The organism is Streptomyces sp. NPDC088197, assembly GCF_044741185.1.
Classification (GTDB): Bacteria; Actinomycetota; Actinomycetes; order Streptomycetales; family Streptomycetaceae; genus Actinacidiphila.
Map to the genome: position 1 here is coordinate 133,186 of NZ_JBIUSD010000010.1, position 22,515 is coordinate 155,700.

Sequence of the window (22,515 nt, forward strand, 5' to 3'; positions counted from 1 at the left end):
TCAGGGGGTGGGGAGGTAGCCGGTGGTGTGGCCGTGGGTGAGGTAGCGGGTGAGCACCGTGTCGGTCAGGGGCGGCAGGTGGACGCCCGCGGCGGCGGCTTGCGCGGCGGTGCGCCGGGAGTCGAAGCGGCGGTGGTGGGAGGGGGCGGAGCCGGCGAGCGGGGCGTCGTCGCCGAGCAGGAGCTGGGCGGCGTTGTCGGGCTGCGCCGCCACGCGGGAGCGCCACCGCGCCACCGGGACGGTGGGCAGGTCGTGGCCCAGGCGGGCGGCCACTTCGAAGACGGTCCGCAGGTCGGGGGCGTCCGGGTTGGTGAGGTGGTACACGGGCATGGCGGTACTGGTCCCGGCGGAGCGGGCCAGTGCCACGACGGCCGCGCTGACGTAGTCGACGGGTATCCAGTCGGTCGAGCCGTGCGGCAGGTCCGGCACCGCCCCGGCCTGGAGGCAGCCCTTGATGAGCTGCCAGAGCAGGTCGCGGTCCTGGCAGGCGCCGGTGGCGGTGTCGCCGCTGATCCGGCCGGGGCGGTAGACGGTGACCGGCAGGCCGCGGGCGCGTGCCAGGTCGACGATCCCCTCGGCCACCCACTTGCTCTGCGCGTAGCCGCCCGGCAGGTCGGCGGCCGGGCCGGTCGGCGTCGACTCCGTGACGGGCGCGGCGTCGGGATCGGACGACGGGGCGTAGACGCTCGTGGTCGAGATGTAGTGCATGCCCGGTGAGCCGGAGTCGGCGAGCAGCCGCAGCAGTTCCTCGGTACCGGCCACGTTGGGGGCGCGCAGATCGCCGTACGGGGCGGCGAAGTTGACCCGGGCGCCGTTGTGCAGCACCGGGCCGAGGCGGCGGGCCAGGGCGGCGCGGTCGTCGGGCGACAGGCCGAGGCCGGGGGCGGCCAGGTCGCCGGGGACGGGACGGACCAGGTCGGCGTAGGCGGGGCGCCAGAGGCCGTAGCGCTCCAGGTTGGCCCGCAGCCGGTGCGCCGCGTGGTCCGGGCCGTCGGCGCGGACCAGGCAGTCGACGGGGCCGTCCGTGGCCTCGATGAGGTCGCGCAGCAGGAACGCGCCGAGGAAGCCGGAAGCGCCGGTCAGCAGGGGGCGGGCGGCGGGGCGGGAGCGGGTGGGAGCGGGCACCGGCGCGGTCCGGCGCGCACCGCCCGTGATGTCGGGGGCGAGCCGGACCTCCGCGAGGAGGTACGACGCGACCGGGTCCAGCGGTCCCTCGCCCGGGCCCTCGCCCGGCCCGGTCGGCGTGGTGTCCGGCGCCGCCGGACCTCTGTCCGCCGCGCCGTCCAGCGACCGGATGACGCCTTCGACCGTCGGCGCCGCGAACAGCGCCCTGAGCGAGGGCCGTCGGCCGCACCGCTCCTCGATCCTGCGGGCCAGGGTCACCGCGAGCAGCGAGTGGCCGCCGAGGGCGAAGAAGTCGTCCGTCACCCCGACCTCGGGCACGCCGAGCGTCTGCGCGAACGCCGCGCACAGCTCGCGTTCGCGGTCGGTGGCCGGGGGCCTGGACGCGGCGGGCGCGGCGTGGCCGGGCGCGGGCAGGGCACGGCGGTCGGTCTTCCCGTTGGGGGTGACCGGCAGCGCGTCGAGCCGGACGCACGCGGCCGGGATCATGTGGCCGGGCAGCGTGTCGGCGAGCCGGGCGCGGATCGCCGCCTCGTCGGGGGCCGTCCCGCCGCGCGCGGCCACGGTGTAGGCGACCAGGCGCCGGTCGCCCGGCCGGTCCTCGCGGACGACGACGCAGGCCGCCGCGACGCCGGGCAGCGCCGTGATCGCGGCCTCGATCTCACCGGGTTCCACCCGGAATCCGCGGAGCTTGACCTGGTCGTCGACGCGGCCGACGTAGACGATCTGGCCCTCGGCCGTACGGCGCACCAGGTCGCCGGTGCGGTACATACGGCCGCCGGAGCGGTCGAACGGGTCGGCCACGAAGCGGGACGCGGTGAGGGCGGCCCTGCCGAGGTAGCCGCGGGCCAGTCCCGCGCCCGACACGTACAACTCGCCGATGACACCGGACGGGACGGGTGCCAGCCGGTCGTCCAGTACGTGCACGCGGGTGCCGTCCACGGGCAGGCCGATGGGGACCGTGCGGTCGGGGGCGAGGGCGCCGTCCGCCTGCTGGAAGCCGCTCATGGTGGCGCAGACGGTCGTCTCGGTGGGGCCGTAGGCGTTGACGAGGTACCGCCCGCGCGCCCAGGCCCGCGCCAGCTCCGGCGGGCACGCCTCGCCCGCGAGCACCAGGGTGATCCCGGTGGGCAGGGAGCCGGGCTCCATCACCGCGAGCGCGGCCGGGGGCAGCGTGAGGTGGGTGATGCCGCGCGTGCGGACGGCGTCCGCGAGGGCGGGTCCCGGCAGCAGGGCCTCGCGTTCCCCGATCTCCAGGCAGGCGCCGGACAGCAGCCCCATGCACAGCTCCCAGAACGCGGCGTCGAAGCTGACCGACGCCATCTGGAGGACCCGGCTGCCGGGACCGGCCCGGAGCCGGTCGCGCTGCGTCCTGGCCATGGCGCCGACGCCCTGGTGGGTGACGACCACGCCCTTGGGCCGGCCGGTGGAGCCGGAGGTGTAGATGACGTACGCGGGATGCGACGGGAGCGCACGCGGCGGGACGGCGGTGTCCCCGCGCCGCGGGACCGGCGCACCGTCCGCCTCGGGGGTGTCGAGCACCAGGCGCGGTACGGCGGTCTCCGGGAGGCGGGCGCCGACGTCGGCCGTGGTGAGGAGCAGCCGCGGCCCGGCGTCGTCGAGCATGAAGGACAGCCGCTGGGCCGGGTAGTCGGGGTCGAGCGGCAGATAGGCGGCACCGGCCTTGAGGACGCCGAGGAGGGCGACGACGAGGTCGTTGGTCCGGGGCAGCGCGACGGCCACCCGGTCCTCGGGGCCGATGCCCCGCGCGAGGAGACGGCGGGCCAGGGCGTCGGCGCGCGCGTCGAGTTCGGCGTAGCTGAGGGTGGTGGCCGCGTCGCGCACCGCCGGGGCGTCCGGGGCGCGGCGGACCTGCCGGGCGAAGAGTTCGGGGACCGTCGGGCGGGGCAGGTCGTCGGCCGGTCCTGTGCCCAGGGCGGCGATCCGGGCGCGTTCGCCGGGGCCGAGGACGTCGTAGGTCCGCAGCGGGCGGCCGGGGTCGGCGGTGACCTCGCCGAGCAGGACGACGAGGCGCTCGGCGAGCGCGCCGACCGTGGCCTCGGTGAACAGCTCCGTCGCGTAGTCCACGGTCGCGTGCATGCCGCCGGACGGGCCGGACGCGCCGGACGCGTCCTGACCGTCCGCCGTACCCGTACCCGTACCCGTACCCGTACCGGCGGGTGTCTCGGTGAAGGTGAACGACAGGTCGAATTTGCTGACGCCCGGATCGACGGGCAGGCCGGAGACGGTGAGGCCGGGCAGGTCGAAGGGGGCGGCGGGGGCGTGGTTCTGGAGCACGAGCATGGTCTGGAAGAGCGGGTGGTGGTTCTGCGAGCGCGCGGGGTTGAGCAGTTCGACCAGCCGCTCGAAGGGGACGTCCTGGTGGGCGTAGGCCGCGAGGTCGGCGTCCTTGACGCGGTCCAGGAGTTCGAGGAACGTCGGGTCGCCCGTCAGGTCCGTGCGCAGCACGAGGGTGTTCACGAAGAAGCCCACGAGGTCGGTCGCGGCCTCGTCGGTGCGTCCGGCGACCGCCGTGCCCAGCGGGATGTCGTCACCGGCTCCGTGCCGGGACAGCAGCAGTGACAGGGCCGCCTGGAGCACCATGAAGACCGTGCAGCCGCGGCTGCGGGCGAGGTCGGTGACGCGCCGGGCCACGTCGGGGTCCAGGACGAAGTCGTGGCTGGCGCCGGTGTGCCGGGGGACGGCGGGGCGCGGCAGGTCCCACGGCAGTTCGACCAGGTGCGGCAGACCGTCCAACGCCTGCTTCCAGTACCGCAGTTGGCGGGCCATGGCGCTGTCGGGGTCCTGCTCGTCGCCGAGCAGCCGGCGCTGCCAGAGCGTGAAGTCGGCGTAGTCGACGGGCGGTTCGGCCCAGGCCGGGGCCCGTCCGCCGACGCGGGCGCGGTAGGCGGCGGCGAGGTCACGGGCGAGGGGCGCCATGGAGGACCCGTCGGAGGCGATGTGGTGGATCACCAGGACCAGGACGTGGGCGTCGTCGGCCAGCCGCAGCAGAGTCGCCCGCAGCGGCAACTGCCGCTCGATGTCGATCGGTTCGGCCGCCGCGGACCTGACCCGGTCGTGCAGCTTGTCCGGCTCGACGGTCTCCGCTGCCAGGACGAGGCGGACGTCGTCGGCCGCCGTGATGAGTTGGCGCGGTCCGCCGTCGTGCTCGGGGAAGACCGTGCGCATGGCGGAGTGCCGGACGACGACATCGCGCAGGGCCCGGCGCAGCGCGCCGGTGTCGAGGGGCCCGTCCAGGCGTACGGCGAAGGGGATGTTGTACGTCGCCGAGGGCCCTTCGAGGCGGTGCAGGAACCACAGGCGGCGCTGGGCGTACGACAGCGGGAGGACGGCAGGGCGGGGCTGGGGGACGAGCGCGGGCCGCGCCGGGCGGCGCGCGTCCTTCAGCGCGGTCGCGAGGGCGGCGGCGGTGGGGTGGTCGAACAGCGTGCGGATCTCGGTCTCGGCGGCCAGGGCGGTCCGGATGCGGCCCACCAGGCGGGTGGCGAGCAGCGAGTGGCCGCCGAGCGCGAAGAAGCTGTCGTCCGGGCCGACCCGGGGCACCCCGAGCACGTCGGCGAACAGGCCGGTCAGGATCTCCTCGTGGGCGTCGCGCGGGGCCCGGACCGGGGCCAGGTCAGGGGCGGCGGGCGCGGGGAGGGCCGCCCGGTCCAGCTTGCCGTTGACGGTCAGCGGGAAGCCGTCGAGCACCTGGATCGCGGTCGGCACCATGTAGCCGGGCAGATGGCTGCCGACGTGCGCGGTGAGCAGGTCGGGGTCGGGGGTGCGGCCGGGCGCGGGGACGACGTACGCGGCGAGTCCGCGACCGCCGGGCAGGTCCTCGCGCACCATGACGCAGGCGGACCGCACCGACGGGTCGGCGCGCAGCACCGCCTCGATCTCGCCGGGCTCGATGCGGTGGCCGCGCAGTTTGACCTGCTGGTCGGCCCGTGCGACGTACTGGAGGGCGCCGTCGGGCTGTTGGCGCACGAGGTCGCCGGTGCGGTACATGCGGTCCCCGGTGGCGGCGAACGGGTCGGCGACGAAGCGGGTGGCCGTCAGGGCGGGCCGCTCCAGGTAGCCGCGCGCCACGCCTGGGCCCGCGACGTACAGTTCGCCCTCGGCTCCCGGCGGGACCGGGCGCAGCGCGGCGTCCAGGACGTAGGCGCGGGTGCCGTCGGTGGGGCCGCCGATCGGCGGCGCGCCGTCGGGGCCGTCCTCGGGGCGCACCTGGTGGCGGGTGGCGAAGGTGGTCGTCTCGGTGGGCCCGTACACGTTGAGGACGGCGGTGCCGGGGTGGGCGGCGGCCAGGCGTTGCAGGACGCCGGGGGCGGCGGCCTCGCCGCCCGAGGCGACCGTGCGGAGCAGGCCGAGCGCGTCCGGGTCGGCCTCGGCGACGAGGTTGAACAGGGAGGTGGTCAAGAACGCCGACGTCAGGCCGTGCCGGGCCACGAGGTCCCGGAGCACGGCGGGCTGGAGGGGGCCGGGCGGGGCCACGACGACCCGGCCGCCGCTGAGCAGCGGCGCCCACATCTCGAAGGTGGAGGCGTCGAAGACGTACGCCGAGTGCAGCAGGACGGCGTCGGCCGCGCCGCCGTGCCAGACGCGGTCGGCGGCCAGCGCGGCGATGTCGGCGTGGGTGACGCCGACGGCCTTGGGCAGGCCGGTGGAGCCCGAGGTGAACATCACGTACGCGAGCCGGGCTCCCCCGGTGACCTCCGGCAGGGTTCCGGGGGCGGCGGGCGCGCCTGCGCGGACCCGACCCGCGGCGTCCACGGTCAGCGTCGGCAGGGCGGTGGCGAGACCGCGGACCCACGGATGGGCGGCGGCGGCCTCGTCGACCACCAGGGCGCGCAGTCCGGCCGCCTCGGCGACACGGGTGAGCCGTTCGTCGGGCCAGCGCGGGTCGAGCGGCACATAGGCGGCGCCCGCGCCCAGCACGGCCAGGGACACGGTGACCTGGGCGGCCGAGCGCTCCGTCATGACACCGACGCGGCTGCCGGACGCGGTGGTGAGGCCGGTCAGGGCGCGGGCCGTCTCCCCCGCGACGTCGGCCAGTTCGCGGTACGACAACGGCTCGCCCGCGCCGGTCACGGCGGGCCGGTCGGGGTGGTCGGCGGCGTGGCGCAGCACGGTGTCCCAGACGCTGGTGTCCACGGTGCCGACGGGGAGCGGGGCGCCGCGCCCGAGGGCGAGCAGCCGTTCGCGCTCGCCGTCGAGGAGGACGTCGACGGTGTCGGCGCGGCGGTCGAGGCCGTCGGCCATCGCGGTCAGCACGCGCCGCACGCGGGCGACGGTGCGGGCCACGTCGTCGTGGTCGAGGACGGCGGCCCGGTAGCCGAAGGTGATCCTCAGCCGGTCGCCCGGCGCGATGGTGAGGGTGAGCGGGTAGTGGGCGGCGTCCGTGCCGGTGAAGCCGGTGAGGTCGAGGCCGGGCAGTCCGCGCCGGGCGGTGCTCAGCGCGGCGGCGTCCACCGGGTAGTTCTCGAAGACCGCGAGGGTGTCGAAGAGTTCGTCCAGTCCGGTGACGCCGCGGATGTCGGTCAGGCCCAGGTACTGGCTGTCCAGGAGGCGGCCCTGTTCGGCCTGGAGCCTGGTCAGGAGCGCGGCCAGGGTCTCGCCGGGCTCCAGGCGCAGCCGTACCGGCACGGTGTTGATGAACAGGCCGATCATCGATTCGACGCCGGGTATCTCGGGCGGGCGGCCGGAGACGGTGGTGCCGAAGACGATGTCGTCGCGCCCGGTGAGGTGCGTCAGCAGCAGTCCCCAGGCGCCCTGGACCAGGGTGTTGACGGTGAGCCGGTGGGCGCGGGCGGTCTCGCGCAGCCGGGTCGTGGTGGCCGCGTCCAGGTCGAGGACGAGCGTTCCGGGCAGGTCGTCGGTGGCGGCCGTCCGCGTCCGGCCGGGCCCGGCGAGCAGGGTCGGGGCCTCCAGGCCCGCCAGGGCGGTGCGCCAGGTGTCCAGGGCGGCGGCGCGGTCCTGCCGGGCGAGCCAGGCCAGGTAGGTCCGGTACGGGGTGGGGCGGGGCAGCGCGGTGTCGTCGCCGCGGCTCGCGTACAGCTCGAACAGCTCCCGTACCAGCAGCGGTGTCGACCAGCCGTCGAGCAGGATGTGGTGGCTCGTCATGACCAGCCGCGACTGACGGGGGGCGGTGCGCACCAGGGTGAACCGCATCAGCGGCGGGGAGGTGAGGTCGAAGCGCCGGGTCCGGTCGGCGGCGAGGAACGCGCCGAGCCGTTCGCCCGCCGCCGCGCCGTCCCGCCCGGTCAGATCGAGTTCCTCCAGCGGTACGGGGACGGTGGCGGCGACCGCCTGTACGGGCTCGTCCAGGTCCTCGTGCAGGAAACCGACCCGCAGGTTGGCGTGCCGCCGCAGCAGGGCGGCGATGGCGGCGCGCAGCGCTGCGACGTCGACGGCGCCTTCGAGGTCGAAGACGAACTGCGCGGTGTAGACGTCCACGGCGGCGGAGTCGTACAGCGCGTGGAAGAGCATCCCCGACTGAAGCGGTGTCAGCGGAAGTACGTCCTCCAACTGGAACCCGGTCACTTGTGTCCACCCCACTTGTTCTGAAGCCGGTCGATCTGGGCCTGGTCGAGCGAGACCAGCGGTAGGTCGGAGGGCGTGTAGCCGCCCGCGTCGGGTTGTTCGGTGTGCTCGGCGATGGCGCGCAGGGCGCGTCCGAAGGCGTCGGACAGGGCGTCGATCTCCTCTTCCGCGATCAGGTCGGCGGCCCACGTCCACCGGGTCACCAGGCGCGGGCCGTCGGGCAGGTCCTCGGTGTGCGCGTTGATGTCGAGGACGTGGTGGACGGGCATGTCCGGGTCCTGGGCGCGCGGGCCGCCGCCGTCGAGCAGCACTTCCCAGTCGGCGCCCGCGTCCTGCCGCGCGGCCCCGGCGGTGTCCTGGTGCGAAGTGGTGTACCGGCCGAGGTAGTTGAAGCCGATCTGCGGTTCCGGCAGGGCGGCGAGCCGGGGGCGGGTGGCCGGGTTGAGGTGGCGCAGCATCCCGAATCCGAGGCCGTGGTCGGGCACGGCCCGCAACTGCTCCTTGACGCGTTTGAGCGCGCGGTCCACGAGCGCGGGGCCGAAGCGCCCGGGGTCGCGGGGATCGACGGGTCCCGGATCGACGCTGACCGGGTAGAGGCTGGTGAACCAGCCGACGGTACGGGACAGGTCGACGTGGTCGGCGATCTGCTCGCGTCCGTGGCCCTCGACGTCGAGGAGCACGCCGGTGCCGCCGGGCAACGGGCCGCCGTCGGCCGCCCGTTGGGCCTGCCAGGAGTTCAGGGCGAGGGCGAGGCCGGTGAGCAGGACGTCGCCGACTCCCGTGTGGAAGGCGGCGGGCACGTCGGTGAGCAGCGGCGCGGTCCAGGTGGCGGGCAGCCGGGTGGTCACCGTGCGGGTCCGGTCGGCGGTGTCCAGGTCGGGGTGGAGCGGCCGGTTTCCCAGGCGGGGCGCGGGGGTGCTCAAGGCCCTTTCCCACAGCGGGAGTTCCGCTTCGCGCGCCGGTTCCAGCGCCTGGGCGGCGAGCAGCCGCGCCCAGCCGCGGTAGGTCGTGCCGACGGCGGGCAGGCCGTCCTCGGGCGGACCCGAGGTGACGGCGTGCCAGGCGGTGGCGAAGTCTTCGGCGAGGACGCGCCAGGAGACGGCGTCGACGGCGAGGTGGTGCACGACCAGCAGCAGCCGTCCGCGCGCGTGCGGTCCCGCGTCGCACCAGACCGCCTCGATCACGTGGCCGTCCGCGGGCCGCAGCCGCCGCCGGGCCCGCTCCCCGGCCTCGGCGAGGACGGTGCGGACGGCGTCGGCGTCGAGTCCCGCGACATCGACACGGGTGAGGCGCCGGCGGATGCTCACGGCGCCGGGCGGCAGCACGTCGAGCACGGGGCCGTCCTCGCCGGTCCTGACGGCCCGCAGCCGGAGCGTGTCGTGGTGGTCGATGAGGCGCTGGAGCGTGGCGGCGACGCTGTCCTCGTCGGCTCCCGCGGGTGTGCGCAGCACCCCTGACTGGTTGTACCCGTCGATGGTGCCGGGCCGTCGCAGCAGCCACGCGGCGATGGGCGTGGCCGGCAGTTCGCCGGAGCCGGGTACGGCCTGGGCCGGCACGTCCTGGCCGAGGGTTCGGGCGACGGCCGCGATCGCCTCGGGCGTGCGGTGCGCGAACACGTCGCGCGGTGTGACGCTCAGCCCGGCCTCCCGCGCGCGGCTGACGAGCTGGATCGAGAGGATGCTGTCGCCGCCGAGACCGAAGAAGTCGTCGTCGGTACGGACGGTGTCGGTGTGCAGCAGCGCGGCGAAGACCTCGCAGAGCACGCGCTCGGACGCGGTGCGCGGCTGTCCTCCGGGCCGGGCGGCGGCGGGCCGGGCCGGAGCGGGCAGCGCCTTGCGGTCGGTCTTTCCGTTGGGCAGCAGGGGCAGCGCGTCCAGCGGGACGAAGACGGCGGGTGTCATGTAGGCGGGCAGTTCCGCTGCCAGGCGGTCGCGCAGTTCGCGGTCGGTGGGGGCGCCGGGCCGGTCGGGGACGGTGTAGGCGACCAGGCGCCGCTCCCCCGGTATGTCCTCGCGGACCAGTACGCACGCGGCGGCGATCCCGTCCAGGCCGGTGAGGGCGGCCTCGATCTCGCCGGGTTCGATGCGCAGGCCGTTGAGCTTGACCTGTTCGTCGGCGCGGGCGACGAAGGTGAGCTCGCCGTCGGCGCCGTATCTGACGAGGTCGCCCGTGCGGTACATCCGGGCGCCGCCGGGTCCGTGCGGGTCGGCGACGAACCGCGCCGCGGTCAGCGCCGGGCGGCCGAGGTAGCCGCGGGCGAGGCCGTCGCCCGCGAGGTACAGCTCCCCGGTGACGCCGGGCGGCACGGGCTGGAGGCCGCTGTCGAGGACGTAGGCGCGGGTGTTGTCGACGGGGCGGCCCAGCGGGACGCTCTCCCCGTACCCGTCGGTGTCCTGCCGCCCGTCCCACCGGTGGGCGGTGGCGTCGATGGTGGCCTCGGTCGGGCCGTAGAGATTGTGCACCCGCGCCCGCCAGTCGCGGCCGACGCGCTCCGCCAGTGTCCGGGTCAGCGGCTCGCCGCCGCACAGCACCGCGCGCAGGCTCTCGGGCGCGTCGCCGGGGGCGGTCTCGGCCAGCAGGAGCGAGAGGTGCGAGGGCACGAACTGCGCGACGGTCACCTCTGTCTCGCGCATCAGGGCCAGCAGTCCCGCCGGGTCGTGGTTGGCCGCGGGCGGCACGGGGCAGGTGGCACCGCCGTGGAGCAGCGGCAGCCAGGTCTCCCAGACGGAGGCGTCGAAGCTCGGTGAGGTGCGGGCGAGGACCCGGTCGTCGTCGGTGAGTTCGAGGTGGGCGGCCATCCACGCCATGTGGTTGGTGACGGAGCCGTGGGTGACGACCACGCCCTTGGGGCGCCCGGTGGAGCCCGAGGTGTAGATGACGTACGCCGCGTCGCGCGGGTCGGCCGCCACAGCATTCCGACCGGCCGCGCCGGTGCTCACGGCCCCCGGGTCCAGGTCCAGGTCCACGTCCAGGTCCAGGACGGGTACGGGCAGGTCCTGCGGCGCGGTGGCCCCGCGGGTGAGCAGCAGTACGGGACGGGCGTCGTCGATCATGAAGGCGATACGGGCCCGCGGGTACTCGGGGTCGACCGCCAGATAGGCCGCCCCGGCCTTGGCCACCGCCAGCATGGCGACCGTCTGGTCCGCGGTGCCGGGCATCGCGAGGGCGACCAGGTCGCCGCGGCCGACCCCGCGACCGCGCAGGCGGTCCGCCAACTCGCCGGAGAGCGCGTCGAGTTCGGCGAAGGTCAGGGTCCGCGCGCCCGCGCGGACCGCGACGGCCTCCGGGGTCCGGGCGCGCTGGGCCGCGAACGCCGAGGGGATCGTGCCCGCAGCGGGCCGGAGCGGGCCGTGCCCGGCCGCCAGCAGCGCCGCCCGCCGGTCGGCGGCCAGGACGGGGGCGGTGTGCACCGGCCGCTCCGGCTCGGCGGCGAGCGCGCCGAGGAGCCGGGTGAGGCGGTCGGCCAGGCCGTGCGCGGTGGAGTGGGCGAACAGTTCGGTGGAGAACTCCAGGACCGCGTCGAGACCGGCGGGCGCGTTCACCTCGTCGCGCTTCTCGGTGAAGGTGAACGTCAGGTCGAACTTGCTGATGCCGGTGCCGACATGCTGCCCGGTCACGGTGAGGCCGGGCAGGTCCACGGCGGCGTCGGCCTGGTTCTGGAGCGCGACCATGGTCTGGAAGAGCGGGTGCCGGTTCTGGGCGCGGACCGGGTCGAGGCTGTCCACCAGGCGTTCGAACGGAATGTCCTGGTGGGCGTAGGCGGCCAGGTCGAACTCCCGTACGCGGTCGAGCACTTCGCCGAAGGTGGGGTTCCCCGACAGGTCGGTGCGCAGCACGAGGGTGTTGACGAAGAAGCCCACCAGGTCGTCCAGCGCCTCGTCGGTGCGCCCGGCCACGGGGGTGCCGAGCGGGATGTCCTCGCCCGCGCCGTGCCGGGAGAGCAGCACCGCCACACCGGCCTGGAGCACCATGAACAGGCTGCACCCGCGGGCGCGGGCGAGGTCCGCCAGCGCCCGATGGGTACCGGCGTCCACGGCGAAGGAGAACGCGTCGCCGCGATGCGAGGTGACGTCGGGGCGCGGCCGGTCGTACGGCAGGTCGAGGAGTTCGGGAGCGCCGTCGAGCGCGCCGCGCCAGAAGTCCAGTTGGCGCGCGGCCCGGCTGGACGGGTCGTCCTCGGCGCCGAGCAGTTCCCGCTGCCACAGCGTGTAGTCGGCGTACTGCACGGCGAGTTCGGTCCAGCCGGGCTCCTCGCCCGCGACGCGGGCCCGGTAGGCCAGGCCCAGGTCACGGGCGAGCGGGGCCAGCGACCAGCCGTCGCCCGCGATGTGGTGGACCAGCAGGACCAGGACGTGGGCGTCGTCGGCCAGCCGCAGCAGCCGCGCCCGCAGCGGGAGGCCGGTGCTCACGTCGAAGGTGTGCGCCACCTCCGCGCTCAGCGCCTCGTCCAGCCGCCCGGGGTCGGTGTCGCGCGGCGCGAGGTCGATGTCCGCGTCGTCGGCGGCGCGCACCACCTGGCGTGCCACGCCCCGTGTGTCGGGGAAGACCGTGCGCAGGCTCTCGTGCCGCTCGACGACGTCGGCCACGGCGCTCGCGAGGGCGTCCGCGTCGAGCGGACCGTCCAGCCGCAGCACCATCGGCACGTTGTACGTGGCGCTGGGCCCCTCGAACCGGTTGAGGAACCACAGCCGTTGCTGCGCGAAGGACAGCGGCAGCGGGTCGGGGCGGGAGGCGGCCCGCAGCAGCGGCGTCCTGGCCCGCCGCGCGTCGTCGAGAGCGTCGGCGAGCCGGGCCGGGGTGGGATGCTCGAACAGGGCTCTGACCTCGATCTCCACACCGAGCGCGGTGCGGACGCGGGCGGCGAGGCGGGTGGCGAGCAGCGAGTGGCCGCCCAGTGCGAAGAAGTCGTCGTCGGCCGCCGCGGCGGGCAGTCCGAGGACGTCGGCGAACAGGCCGCGGACGATCTCCTCGCGGGCGGTGCGGGCGGCCCGCGTGCGGACCGGCGCGCGGCGGGCGGGTTCGGGGAGCGCGTGCCGGTCGACCTTGCCGTTGGGGGTCAGCGGCAGCGTGTCGAGGAGGACGAAGGCCGACGGCACCATGTAGGCGGGCAGCGAGTGGCCGAGGGCGCTCGCGAGCGCACCGGCCTCCGGGCGGCCGTCGGCCGCGGGCACCACGTAGGCCACCAGCCGGCGGTCACCGGGGGTGTCCTCCCTGACCATGGCGAAGGCGTCGGCGACCCCCTCGCAGCCTGCCAGCGCCCCTTCGATCTCGCCCAGTTCGATGCGGTAGCCGCGCAGCTTGACCTGGCCGTCCGCGCGGCCGACGTACTCCACCTGGCCGCCCGCGGTCCAGCGCACGAGGTCTCCGGTGCGGTACATCCGGCCGCCCCCCGTACCGAACGGGTCTGCCACGAAGCGCGTGGCGGTCAGGTCGGGGCGGCCGATGTACCCGCGCGCCACGCCGCGTCCTGCCAGGTACAGCTCGCCCGTGACACCGGGCGGCACCGGACGCAGGTGGTGGTCGAGGACGTGACCGCGCATGCCGTCCAGCGGGCGGCCGATGGGCGGCGGCCCGGTCGGCAGATCCTCGGTGACGTGGTGGCGGGTGGCGAAGGTGGTGGTCTCGGTGGGCCCGTACACGTGCAGGAGTCGCGCTCCGGGCGCGACCCGGGCGACGCGCTGCATCAGGTCGGGCGAGGCAAGTTCACCACCGGCGCAGACGAGCCGCAGCCCCGCGAAGGCACCGGGATCGGTCTCCGCGATCACGTTGAACAGGGCGGTGGTCAGGAAGACGGCGGTCACGCCGTGCTCGTGGACGGCGTGGTCGAGGACGTGTGCCTCCAGGGCGCCTTCGGGTGCGACGACGATCCGGCCGCCGCTGAGCAGCGGCGCCCAGATCTCGAACGTCGAGGCGTCGAAGACGTACGCCGAGTGCATCAGCACCGCTTCCACCGCGCCGTCGTGCCACGCGGAATCGGCCGCCAACGCCAGGACGTCCCCGTGCGTGACGCCAACTCCCTTGGGCAGACCGGTCGAGCCCGAGGTGAACATCACGTACGCCAGGGTCGCGGGGCCGGGCACGGGGGCCGGGGCGGCGGGGCGGCGCGCTCCGGACAGCACCCGGCCGAGCCGGTCCACGACCACGACCGGCGTCCCGGCGGCGGCGACCCGGGGCGATCGCGCGGCCTCCTCGCCGACGACGAGGAGGCGGATGTCCGCGATGTCGGCGACCTGGCTGTGGCGTTCGTCGGGCCAGCGCCTGTCGAGGGGGACGTAGGCGGCGCCGGAGCGGACGATGCCGAGGGACACCGACACCACCGCGGCGGACCGGTCGAGCAGCACACCGACCCGCGTCTCCGGACCGGCCCCGAGACCGGCGAGCACCCCGGCGAGGTCGGCCGAGATCCGGTCGAGTCCCGCGTAGTCGAGGGTGGTGTCGTCGGCGACGACGGCCACGGCGTCCGGTGTGCGCCGCGCCTGGGCGGCGAAGGCGGCGGTCAGGGTGCCGTCCTCCGGGCCGGTCGGCAGGGCGCGGCCGGTGCCCCAGCGCGTGATGCGGGTGTGTTCGTCCGGCGTCATCAGGTCGTACGCGGCCAGGCGCAGGTCCGGATCGGCCACGACCTGTTCCAGCAGCCCGACCAGGCGCGCGGCGAGGGTTTCGACGGTGGCACGGTCGAAGAGCGCGGTGGCGTACTCGATTCCGGCGCTCAGCGAGCCGTCCGCATCGGGGGCCCCCGCGGGCTCCTCGGAGAAGGCGAAGGTGAGGTCGAACTTGCTCAGGCCGTTGTGGACGAGGCGGTCCTCGACGGCGACGCCGGGCAGGTCGGGGCGGGGACTGTCCTGGTTCTGCAGGACGAGCATGGTCTGGAACAGCGGGTGGTGGTCGCGCGCTCTGGCGGGGTTGAGCTCCTCCACCAGCCGCTCGAAGGGTATGTCCTGGTGCGCGTAGGCCGTCAGGTCGAACTCCCGGACACGGGTGAGGAGTTCGGCGAAGGTGGGGTCGCCGGACAGGTCGGTGCGCAGCACGAGGGTGTTGACGAAGAACCCGACCAGGTCTTCGAGCGCCTCGTCCGTGCGGCCCGCCACCGGGGTGCCGAGCGGGATGTCGTCCCCGGCGCCGTGCCGGCTCAGCAGGGTGGCGACGGCCGCCTGGAGCACCATGAACAGGCTGCTCCCCGACTGCCTGGCCAGCTTCAGCAGGCCGTCGCGCACGGCGGGCGGCACGTCGAAGGCGTGCACCGCGCCCCTCGGGTCGACGACGGCCGGGCGCGGCCGGTCCGAGGGCAGGTCGATCAGGACGGGCAGCCCGTCGAGGGCGGCGCGCCAGTGGTCGAGCTGTTCCCGCAGCAGGCTGTCGCCGTGGGCGGCGGGGTCCTCGACGGCGCTGTCGCTTCCGTCCTCGGCGAGAAGGGCGTGCTGCCACAGGGTGTAGTCGGCGTACTGGAGCCGCGCGCCGGGCGCCGTGCCGCCCTCTTCGCCCGCCAGGCGCGCCCGGTAGGCGTCGCCGAGGTGGCGGGCGAGCGGGGCCAGCGACCAGCCGTCGCCCGCGATGTGGTGCAACACCAGGACCAGGACGTGGTGTTCGGGCGCAGAGCGCAGCAGCAGCGCGCGCAGCGGCAGGTCGGTCCCGACGTCGAACGGCTCCTGTACGGCGTCCAGGACGGCCGCCTCCAGCCGCGAGGGGGCGGTGCTCGTGACGGGCAGCGCGGGCGCGGCCGTGTCGGCCGGCAGGATCAACTGGTGTGGTACGCCGTCCCGTTCGGGGAACACCGTGCGCAGCGCCTCGTGCCGGGCGACGGTGTCGCGCAGCGCGCCGCGCAGGGCGTCCGCGTCCAGGGCGCCCCGCAGTTGCAGGACGAGCGGGATGTTGTACGTGGAGCTGGGGCCCTCCAGCCGGTTGAGGAACCACAGGCGGCGCTGGGCGAACGACAGCGGCAGCGGGTCGGGCCGCCGCGTGACGGGCAGCACCGCGGGTCGGCGGCGGCCCGGCGTGTCCAGGACGCGGGCCAGCTCCTCGACGGTCGGGTGCTCGAACAGCCTGCGCAGGGTGACGTCGGCGTGCAGCAGGGTGCGGATACGGCTGACGACGCGCATCGCGAGCAGGGAGTGCCCGCCGAGGTCGAAGAAGCTGTCCCCGGGCCGTACTTGGGGCACTTCGAGGACGTCGGCGAAGATCCCGGCGAGCAGTTCCTCCTGGAAGGTGCGCCGTCCCGGTGCGCTCGGGCCGCCGGTGCCCGCGGCGGGCTCTGGCAGGGCGCGGCGGTCCACCTTGCCGTTGGGCAGCAGCGGAAGGGCGTCGAGCACGACGACCGCCGAGGGGACCATGTGGTGGGGCAGCGTCCCGGCGAGCGCGTCGCGCAGGCCGGGACCCTGCGGTGCCGGGTCGCCGGTGACGGCGTACGCGACCAGGACGGGCCTGCCGGGGACGTCCTCGCGGACGACGGCGCAGGCGGCCGTGACGCCGGGCAGGGCCGCCAGTTCGGCCTCGACCTCGCCCAACTCGATCCGGAAACCACGGAGTTTGACCTGGTCGTCGGCGCGGCCCCGGTATTCGAGCAGGCCGTCGCGGCTCCACCGCACGAGGTCGCCCGTCCGGTACATCCGGGCACCGGCGGCGGAGGTCGGGTCGCCGGGGTCGGCGGTGGCGGCGAGGTCAGCGCCGGTGGCGGCTGTTGTGGCGGTGGCGGCGAGGTCGGCGGCGAAGGGGTCGGCGACGAACCGGGCGGCGGTCAGCCCCGGCCGGTCGAGGTAGCCGCGCGCGAGGTTGGGGCCCGCCAGGTACAACTCCCCCGTGACACCGGGCGGGACGGGCCGCAGCCGGTCGTCGAGGACGTACCCGCGCATGGTGTCGACGGGGCGGCCGATCGGCACGGTCTCGGACGCGGCGGGCGCGGCGGACGGCTCGTCGGGCGCGGCGGGCCGGGCGTGCGGGCCGGTGGGCGCGGTCGTCGCGTCCGGCACGCGGTGGGCGGTGGCGTCGATGGTCGCCTCGGTCGGCCCGTAGAGATTGTGCGTCGGCACCCGCCACTGGACGGCGACCTCGGCCGCGACGGCGTGCGGCAGCGGTTCGCCGCCGCACAGCACGGCGCGCAGGTCGGGCAGCGGGGCGTGGCTCCCGGCCTCGGCGAGGACGAGGGCCAGGTGGGAGGGCACGAATTGGGCGAGGGTCACTCCGAACTTGCTCATCCAGGAGACGAGTTCACGGGGTTCCTCGTTGGCCTCGCGCGGCAGCACGCAGACCTCGGCGCCGTTCACCAGCGGGAGCCACACCTCCCAGACGGACGCGTCAAAGCTGGTGGAGGTGCGGGCGAGCACCCGGTCGTCCGCGGTGACGTCCAAGTGCCGCGTCATCCAGGCCATGTGGTTGGCCAGCGCGCCGTGCGGGACGACCACGCCCTTGGGGCGGCCGGTGGAACCTGAGGTGTAGATGACGTACGCGGGGTCGGCCGGATGGGACGGTCTCGGGTCCCGCACCATGGGGCCGGCCGCCATGTCGGCCGGGTCGTCGAGCGCGAGCCGGGGCGGGCCGCCGACGGGCAGGTCCTCGCGTATCCGCCCGGTGGTGAGCAGCAGGACGGGCCCGGCGTCGTCGAGCATCTGCCGGATGCGCGCCGCCGGGTACCGCGGATCGACGGGCAGGTAGGCCCCGCCCGCCCGCAGGACCGCCAGCATGGCCACCACGGTGTCCACGGACGGCGGTACGGCCAGGGCCACGAGGCTCTCGCGGCCGACCCCTCGCTCGCGCAGTACCTGGGCGAGGCTGTCGGCGCGGGCGTCGAGAGCGGCGTAGGTCAGGCTGGCGCCCGCGTCGCGCACCGCGACGGCGCCGGGTGTGCGCAGGGCCCACTCCCGTACCGCCTCGGGCACGGTACGGGTCGGCAGCGGTCGCCGCTCGCCCTGTCCGCGGCCGAGGAGCCGGGCCCGCGCGCCGGGCGCCATCGGCTCCAACGCGCTGACGGCGAGGCCGGGTTCGGCGACGGCCTGGGTGAGGACACGGACGAAGCCGTCGCACAGGTCGCGGGCGGTGTCCGGGTCGAAGAGGTCGGCGGCGTACTCCAGATACCCGCTGATGCCGGCCGCCTCGGCCGGGTCGCCGTCGGGGTCGGGGTCGGCCTCCGTCAGCGAGAGGGTCAGGTCGAATTTGCTGATCCCGGTGTGCGCGGACCGGTCGTGGACGGTGACGCCCGGCAGGTCGAGCCGCGCCTGCCGCTGGCTCTGGAGGACCAGCATGGTCTGGAAGAGCGGGTGGTGGTCGCCCGAGCGCTCCGGGTTCAGCTCCTCCACCAGCCGTTCGAAGGGCAGGTCGGCGTGGCCGAAGGCGGCCAGGTCGAACCGCCCCACCCGGTCCAGCAGTTCGCGGAAGGTCGGGTCGCCGGACAGGTCGGTGCGCAGCACGAGGGTGTTGACGAAGAAGCCGACCAGGTCGTCCAGCGCTTCGTCGGTACGTCCGGCCACCGCGGTGCCCAGCGGGATGTCGGTGCCCGCGCCGTACGCGTGCAGCGTCACCGCGAGGGCCGCCTGGAGGACCATGAACGGGGTACGGCCGCACGCGCGGGCGAGCCGGACCAGCGCCGTGTGCGTGGCGGCGGGCAGTTCGATCGGGTGCGCGCCGCCGCGGTGGGTGGGCACCGCGCGCCGGGGCCGGTCGAGCGGCAGGTCGAGGAGGTCGGGCGCGCCCGCCAACGCCTCCCGCCAGAAGGCGAGTTGGCGTGCGCCCAGGCCGTCCGGGCTGTCGCCGCCGAGCAGTTCGCGCTGCCAGAGCGTGTAGTCGGCGTACTGCACGCGCAACGCGGGCCAGTCGGGGGCGTCCGCGCCCGCGGTCCTGGCCCGGTAGGCGGCTCCGAGGTCACGCACGAGCGGGGCCAGCGACCAGCCGTCGGCGACGACGTGGTGCAGGACGAGGACCAGGACGTGCCGGTCGGCGCCCAGCACGAGCAGGTGGGCGCGCAGCGGGGCGTCCCCTGCGAGGTCGAAGGGGAGCGAGGTCAGGTGCCGTACCGTTTCCTCGGCCCAGGCGGCGGCATGCTCCTGGCGCTGCTCGCTTCCCCGGCCCGCGCCGGCTTCCGCGCCTTCCGCGCCGTCGTCGCGTGCTGCCGCTGCCCCGCCTGCCCCGCCTGCCCCGTCTGCCCTGCCTGCCCCGCCTTCTTCGGACGGCGCGTGCGCGACCGTGAGCGGGACGAGCGCCGCCGCGTCGGCGCCGTGCCGGATCACCTGCCGGGCGACGCCGTCCTCCTCGGCGAAGACGGTGCGCAGGCTCTCGTGCCGGTCGACCACGTCGGCCAGCGCCTCGCGCAGGGTCCGCACGTCCAGGTCGCCGTCGAGCGCGAGGACGAGCGGGACGTTGTACGTGCTGCCGGGGCGGCCCTCGACGCGGTTGAGGAACCACAGCCGCTGCTGCGCGAAGGACAGCGGCAACGGGTCGGGGCGCTGGCGCGGGGCGAGGACCGGTCCGCGGGCGCGAGCGGTGTCGAGGACCCCGGCGAGGGAGGCGACCGTCGGGTGGTCGAAGAGGGTGCGCAGGTCGAGTTCGGCCCCCAGCGCCGCCCGTAACCGGCCGGTGAGCCGGGTGGCCAGCAGCGAATGGCCGCCCAGCGCGAAGAAGTTGTCGTCGATGCCGACGGCGGCCACGCCCAGGACGTCGGCGAACAGCCCGGCGAGCACCTCCTCGCGCGGGGTGCGCGGGGCACGGCCGGTCGCGACCGCGGCCGGCGGCACGGGCAGGGCGCGCCGGTCGACCTTCCCGTTGGGGTTCAGCGGCAGCGCGTCCAGCGGGACGAACACCGAGGGCACCATGTACGAGGGCAGGGCGCGTGCGACGTGCCGGACCAGGGACTCCTCGTCGGGGCGGACGTCGGCCGACGGCACGATATAGGCGGCCAGCCGCCGGTCGCCCGGCGTGTCCTCGCGCACCACGACGCACGCGGCGCGCACACCCGGCGCGGTGAGCAGGACGGACTCGATCTCGGCGGGCTCGATGCGGTAGCCGCGGAGCTTGACCTGGCCGTCGGCGCGGCCGACGTACTCCACCTGGCCGCCCGCGGTCCAGCGCACGAGGTCGCCGGTGCGGTACATCCGGCCGCCCCCCGTACCGAACGGGTCTGCCACGAAACGGGTCGCGGTCAGGTCGGGGCGGCCGACGTAGCCGCGCGCCACACCGGAGCCGCCGACGTACAGCTCCCCCACCACGCCGGGCGGCACCAGGCGCAGGGCGTCGTCGAGCACGTACAGGCGCATGCCGTCCAGGGGCCGGCCGATGGGCGGCGGTCCCGGCAGCGGGTCGGCGGTGACGTGGTGGCGGGTGGCGAAGGTGGTGGTCTCGGTGGGCCCGTACACGTGCAGCACCGTCACGTCGGGCGCGCCGACGGCCACCCGTCGCAGCAGGTCGGGAGCGGCGGCCTCGCCTCCGGAGCAGACCAGGCGCAGTCCGGCGAACGCCGTCGGCTCCTCCTCGGCCACCAGGTTGAACAGGGCGGTGGTCAGGAACAGCGCGGTCACCGCGTGGCGCTCCACCATGTCGCGCAGGACCGGTGCGTGCAGGACGCCTTCGGGTGCGACGACGATCCGGCCGCCGCTGAGCAGCGGCGCCCAGATCTCGAACGTCGAGGCGTCGAAGACATACGCCGAGTGCATCAGCACCGCTTCCACCGCGCCGTCGTGCCACGCGGAGTCGGCCGCCAGCGCCAGAACGTCCCCGTGCGTGACGCCAACGCCCTTGGGCAGACCGGTCGAGCCCGAGGTGAACATCACGTACGCGAGCCGGTCGGGATGTCCGGCCCTCGGCGGCGGCGTCGGGGACGGCGGCCCGCCGCGGACGACGGCGCCGGTCCTGTCGACGACGACGACCGGCAGACCGGCCGCCGCCTCCTTCACCCACGGCTGCGCGGCGGCGGCCTCGTCGACCACCAGGGCGCGTACGTCCGCGACGCCGCGGACGCCGCTGAGCCGTTCCGCGGGCCAGGCCGGGTCCATCGGCACGTAGGCGGCGCCCGCGCCCACCACGCCGAGGGTGGCGGACACCACCGCGGCCGAGCGTTCCAGGAGCACCGCGACCCGGTCCTCCGCGGCCACGCCCCAGCCCGCCAGGGCGTGGGACAGGGCGTCCGCGGTGCGGGCGAGTTCGCGGTAGGAGAGCGTGCGGGCGCCGTCCACGACGGCCGTCGCGTCCGGGGTCAGGCGCGCCTGGGCGGCGAACGCCTCGGGCAGGTTCGCCGCGGCGGTGCGCGGCGGCAGTTGCGCGCCGCGGCCCTGGGCGAGGACCGCCTCGGCCGCGTCGTCGTCCAGGAACGGCAGGTCGCGCAGCAGGGTGTCGGCGTCCGCCGCCGCCAGCGCGGTGAGGAAGGAGACGAGAGCGTGCTGGTGGAGCAGGACGTCGTCGGGGTGGTAGAGCGCCGGGGCGGCGTCCAGCCCGATCAGCGGGCCTATGCCCTCCGACCGTTCGGAGACGAAGAGCGACACGTCGTCGACGGGTCCGATGGACAGCACGCGGGAGGTGGCGGGGCTGCCCGCGAGGTCGAGGTCGAAGTTGTAGGGCATGACGTTGACGACGAGATCGGTCAGGCGCGCGGCGTCGTCGCCCGCGTCCACCTCGCGGGCGAGCTGTTCGCGGGAGTAGCGGCGGTGGCGCAGGGCGCGGGCCATCTCGGCGGACACCGACCGGATCAGGTCGCCGACGGTCCGGTCGGCGGGCAGGCGCAGCCTGATCGGCAGCACGTTGGCCGTCATGCCGACGGCGTGCCGCAGCGCGCTGTGCCGACCGTTCGAGGCCAGCCCGACGGTGACGTCCTCGCGGCCGGTGGCCCGCGCGACGTACGCGGCGGCCGCGCTCACCACGACGGCCGTCCAGGTGGTGCGGCGGGCGGAGCCGAGCCGTCGTAGGCCGTCCAGGACAGCGACGGGCAGCGACTCGCCGGTGTGCAGCGGGGCGGCAGGGCCCGCGCCCTGCGGGGCGGCGGCGCCCGCGTCCGGCAGGTCCGCGGCGCGGCGGCGGATGAGCGGCGCGCCGCCGCGGGCTTCCGCCTCGTCCGCCGTTCCCGCCGTTCGTGCCGTTCCCACCGGTGCCGCTGTCCCGGCCGTCCCGGCCGCGTCCGTCCCGCGTTCGGCGGTCGGCCCGGCGAAGGTGTCGATCCAGTACGCCCGGTCCGCGCGGTGGCGCTCCGACCCGAGGTACGCCAGCTCGTCCGCCACCAGCTCGCGCAGTGAGGCGGCCGGGAGGTCGACGGCGGTGATGTCCTCGCCGCGGACCGCACGCGCGTAGAGGTCGGCCACGAGGTGGTTGACCACGCCGCCGCTGAGGCCGTCGATGGCTATGTGGTGGTAGCGCACGTACCAGTAGCGCAGCCGGGGGGCCAGACGCAGCAGCGCGAAGTGGTGGGACGGGGCGTCGAGCCGGTCGACGGTGGCCATGTCCCGTGCCATGTACGCCTCGGCCTCGGCCGCCGGGTCCTCCGCCCCGGACAGGTCGATCAGGCGGACCCGGTCGGTCGCGGTGGCCGGGCGGTCGGTGACGTACTGCCGGACGCCGTCGTCGCCGGTCTCGAACCGCAGGTGGAGATTGTCGCAGTGGGCGACGGCCCGGCCGAGCGCGGCGGCGAAAAGCGCCTCGTCGAGGTCGCCGCGGATCTCCAGGCATTCCCCGATGTTGTACTTCGGACTGTCCGGATCGATCAACTGCCCGTACCAGACACCTTGCTGGGCCGACGTCAGTTCGAAGAGATCCCGGGAAACGCTGTCCGCCGGGAAGGAACTGTCTTCTGAGAAGGAGCTGTCTTCATGCATGCCGGTCGACCCCTTCGGGGAGATTCTGGAACGGTGCGGAGAAACGACGAAATCAGCCCGTCGATAAAAAGGC

At 75.4% G+C, this 22,515-nt stretch carries 2 protein-coding genes; both read right to left on the reverse strand.

Going from position 1 to position 22,515, the window contains the following annotated elements:
- Positions 1 to 7,668, reverse strand: a complete 7,668-nt coding sequence (locus ACIOC1_RS23890; RefSeq protein ID WP_401856294.1) for an amino acid adenylation domain-containing protein — start codon at positions 7,666 to 7,668, stop codon at positions 1 to 3.
- Complete coding sequence (locus tag ACIOC1_RS23895) at positions 7,665 to 22,442, reverse strand: amino acid adenylation domain-containing protein (protein ID WP_401856295.1); 14,778 nt, start codon at positions 22,440 to 22,442, stop codon at positions 7,665 to 7,667. Before ACIOC1_RS23895 ends, ACIOC1_RS23890 begins: the two co-directional genes overlap by 4 nt.
- Positions 22,443 to 22,515 lie beyond the last annotated feature (73 nt).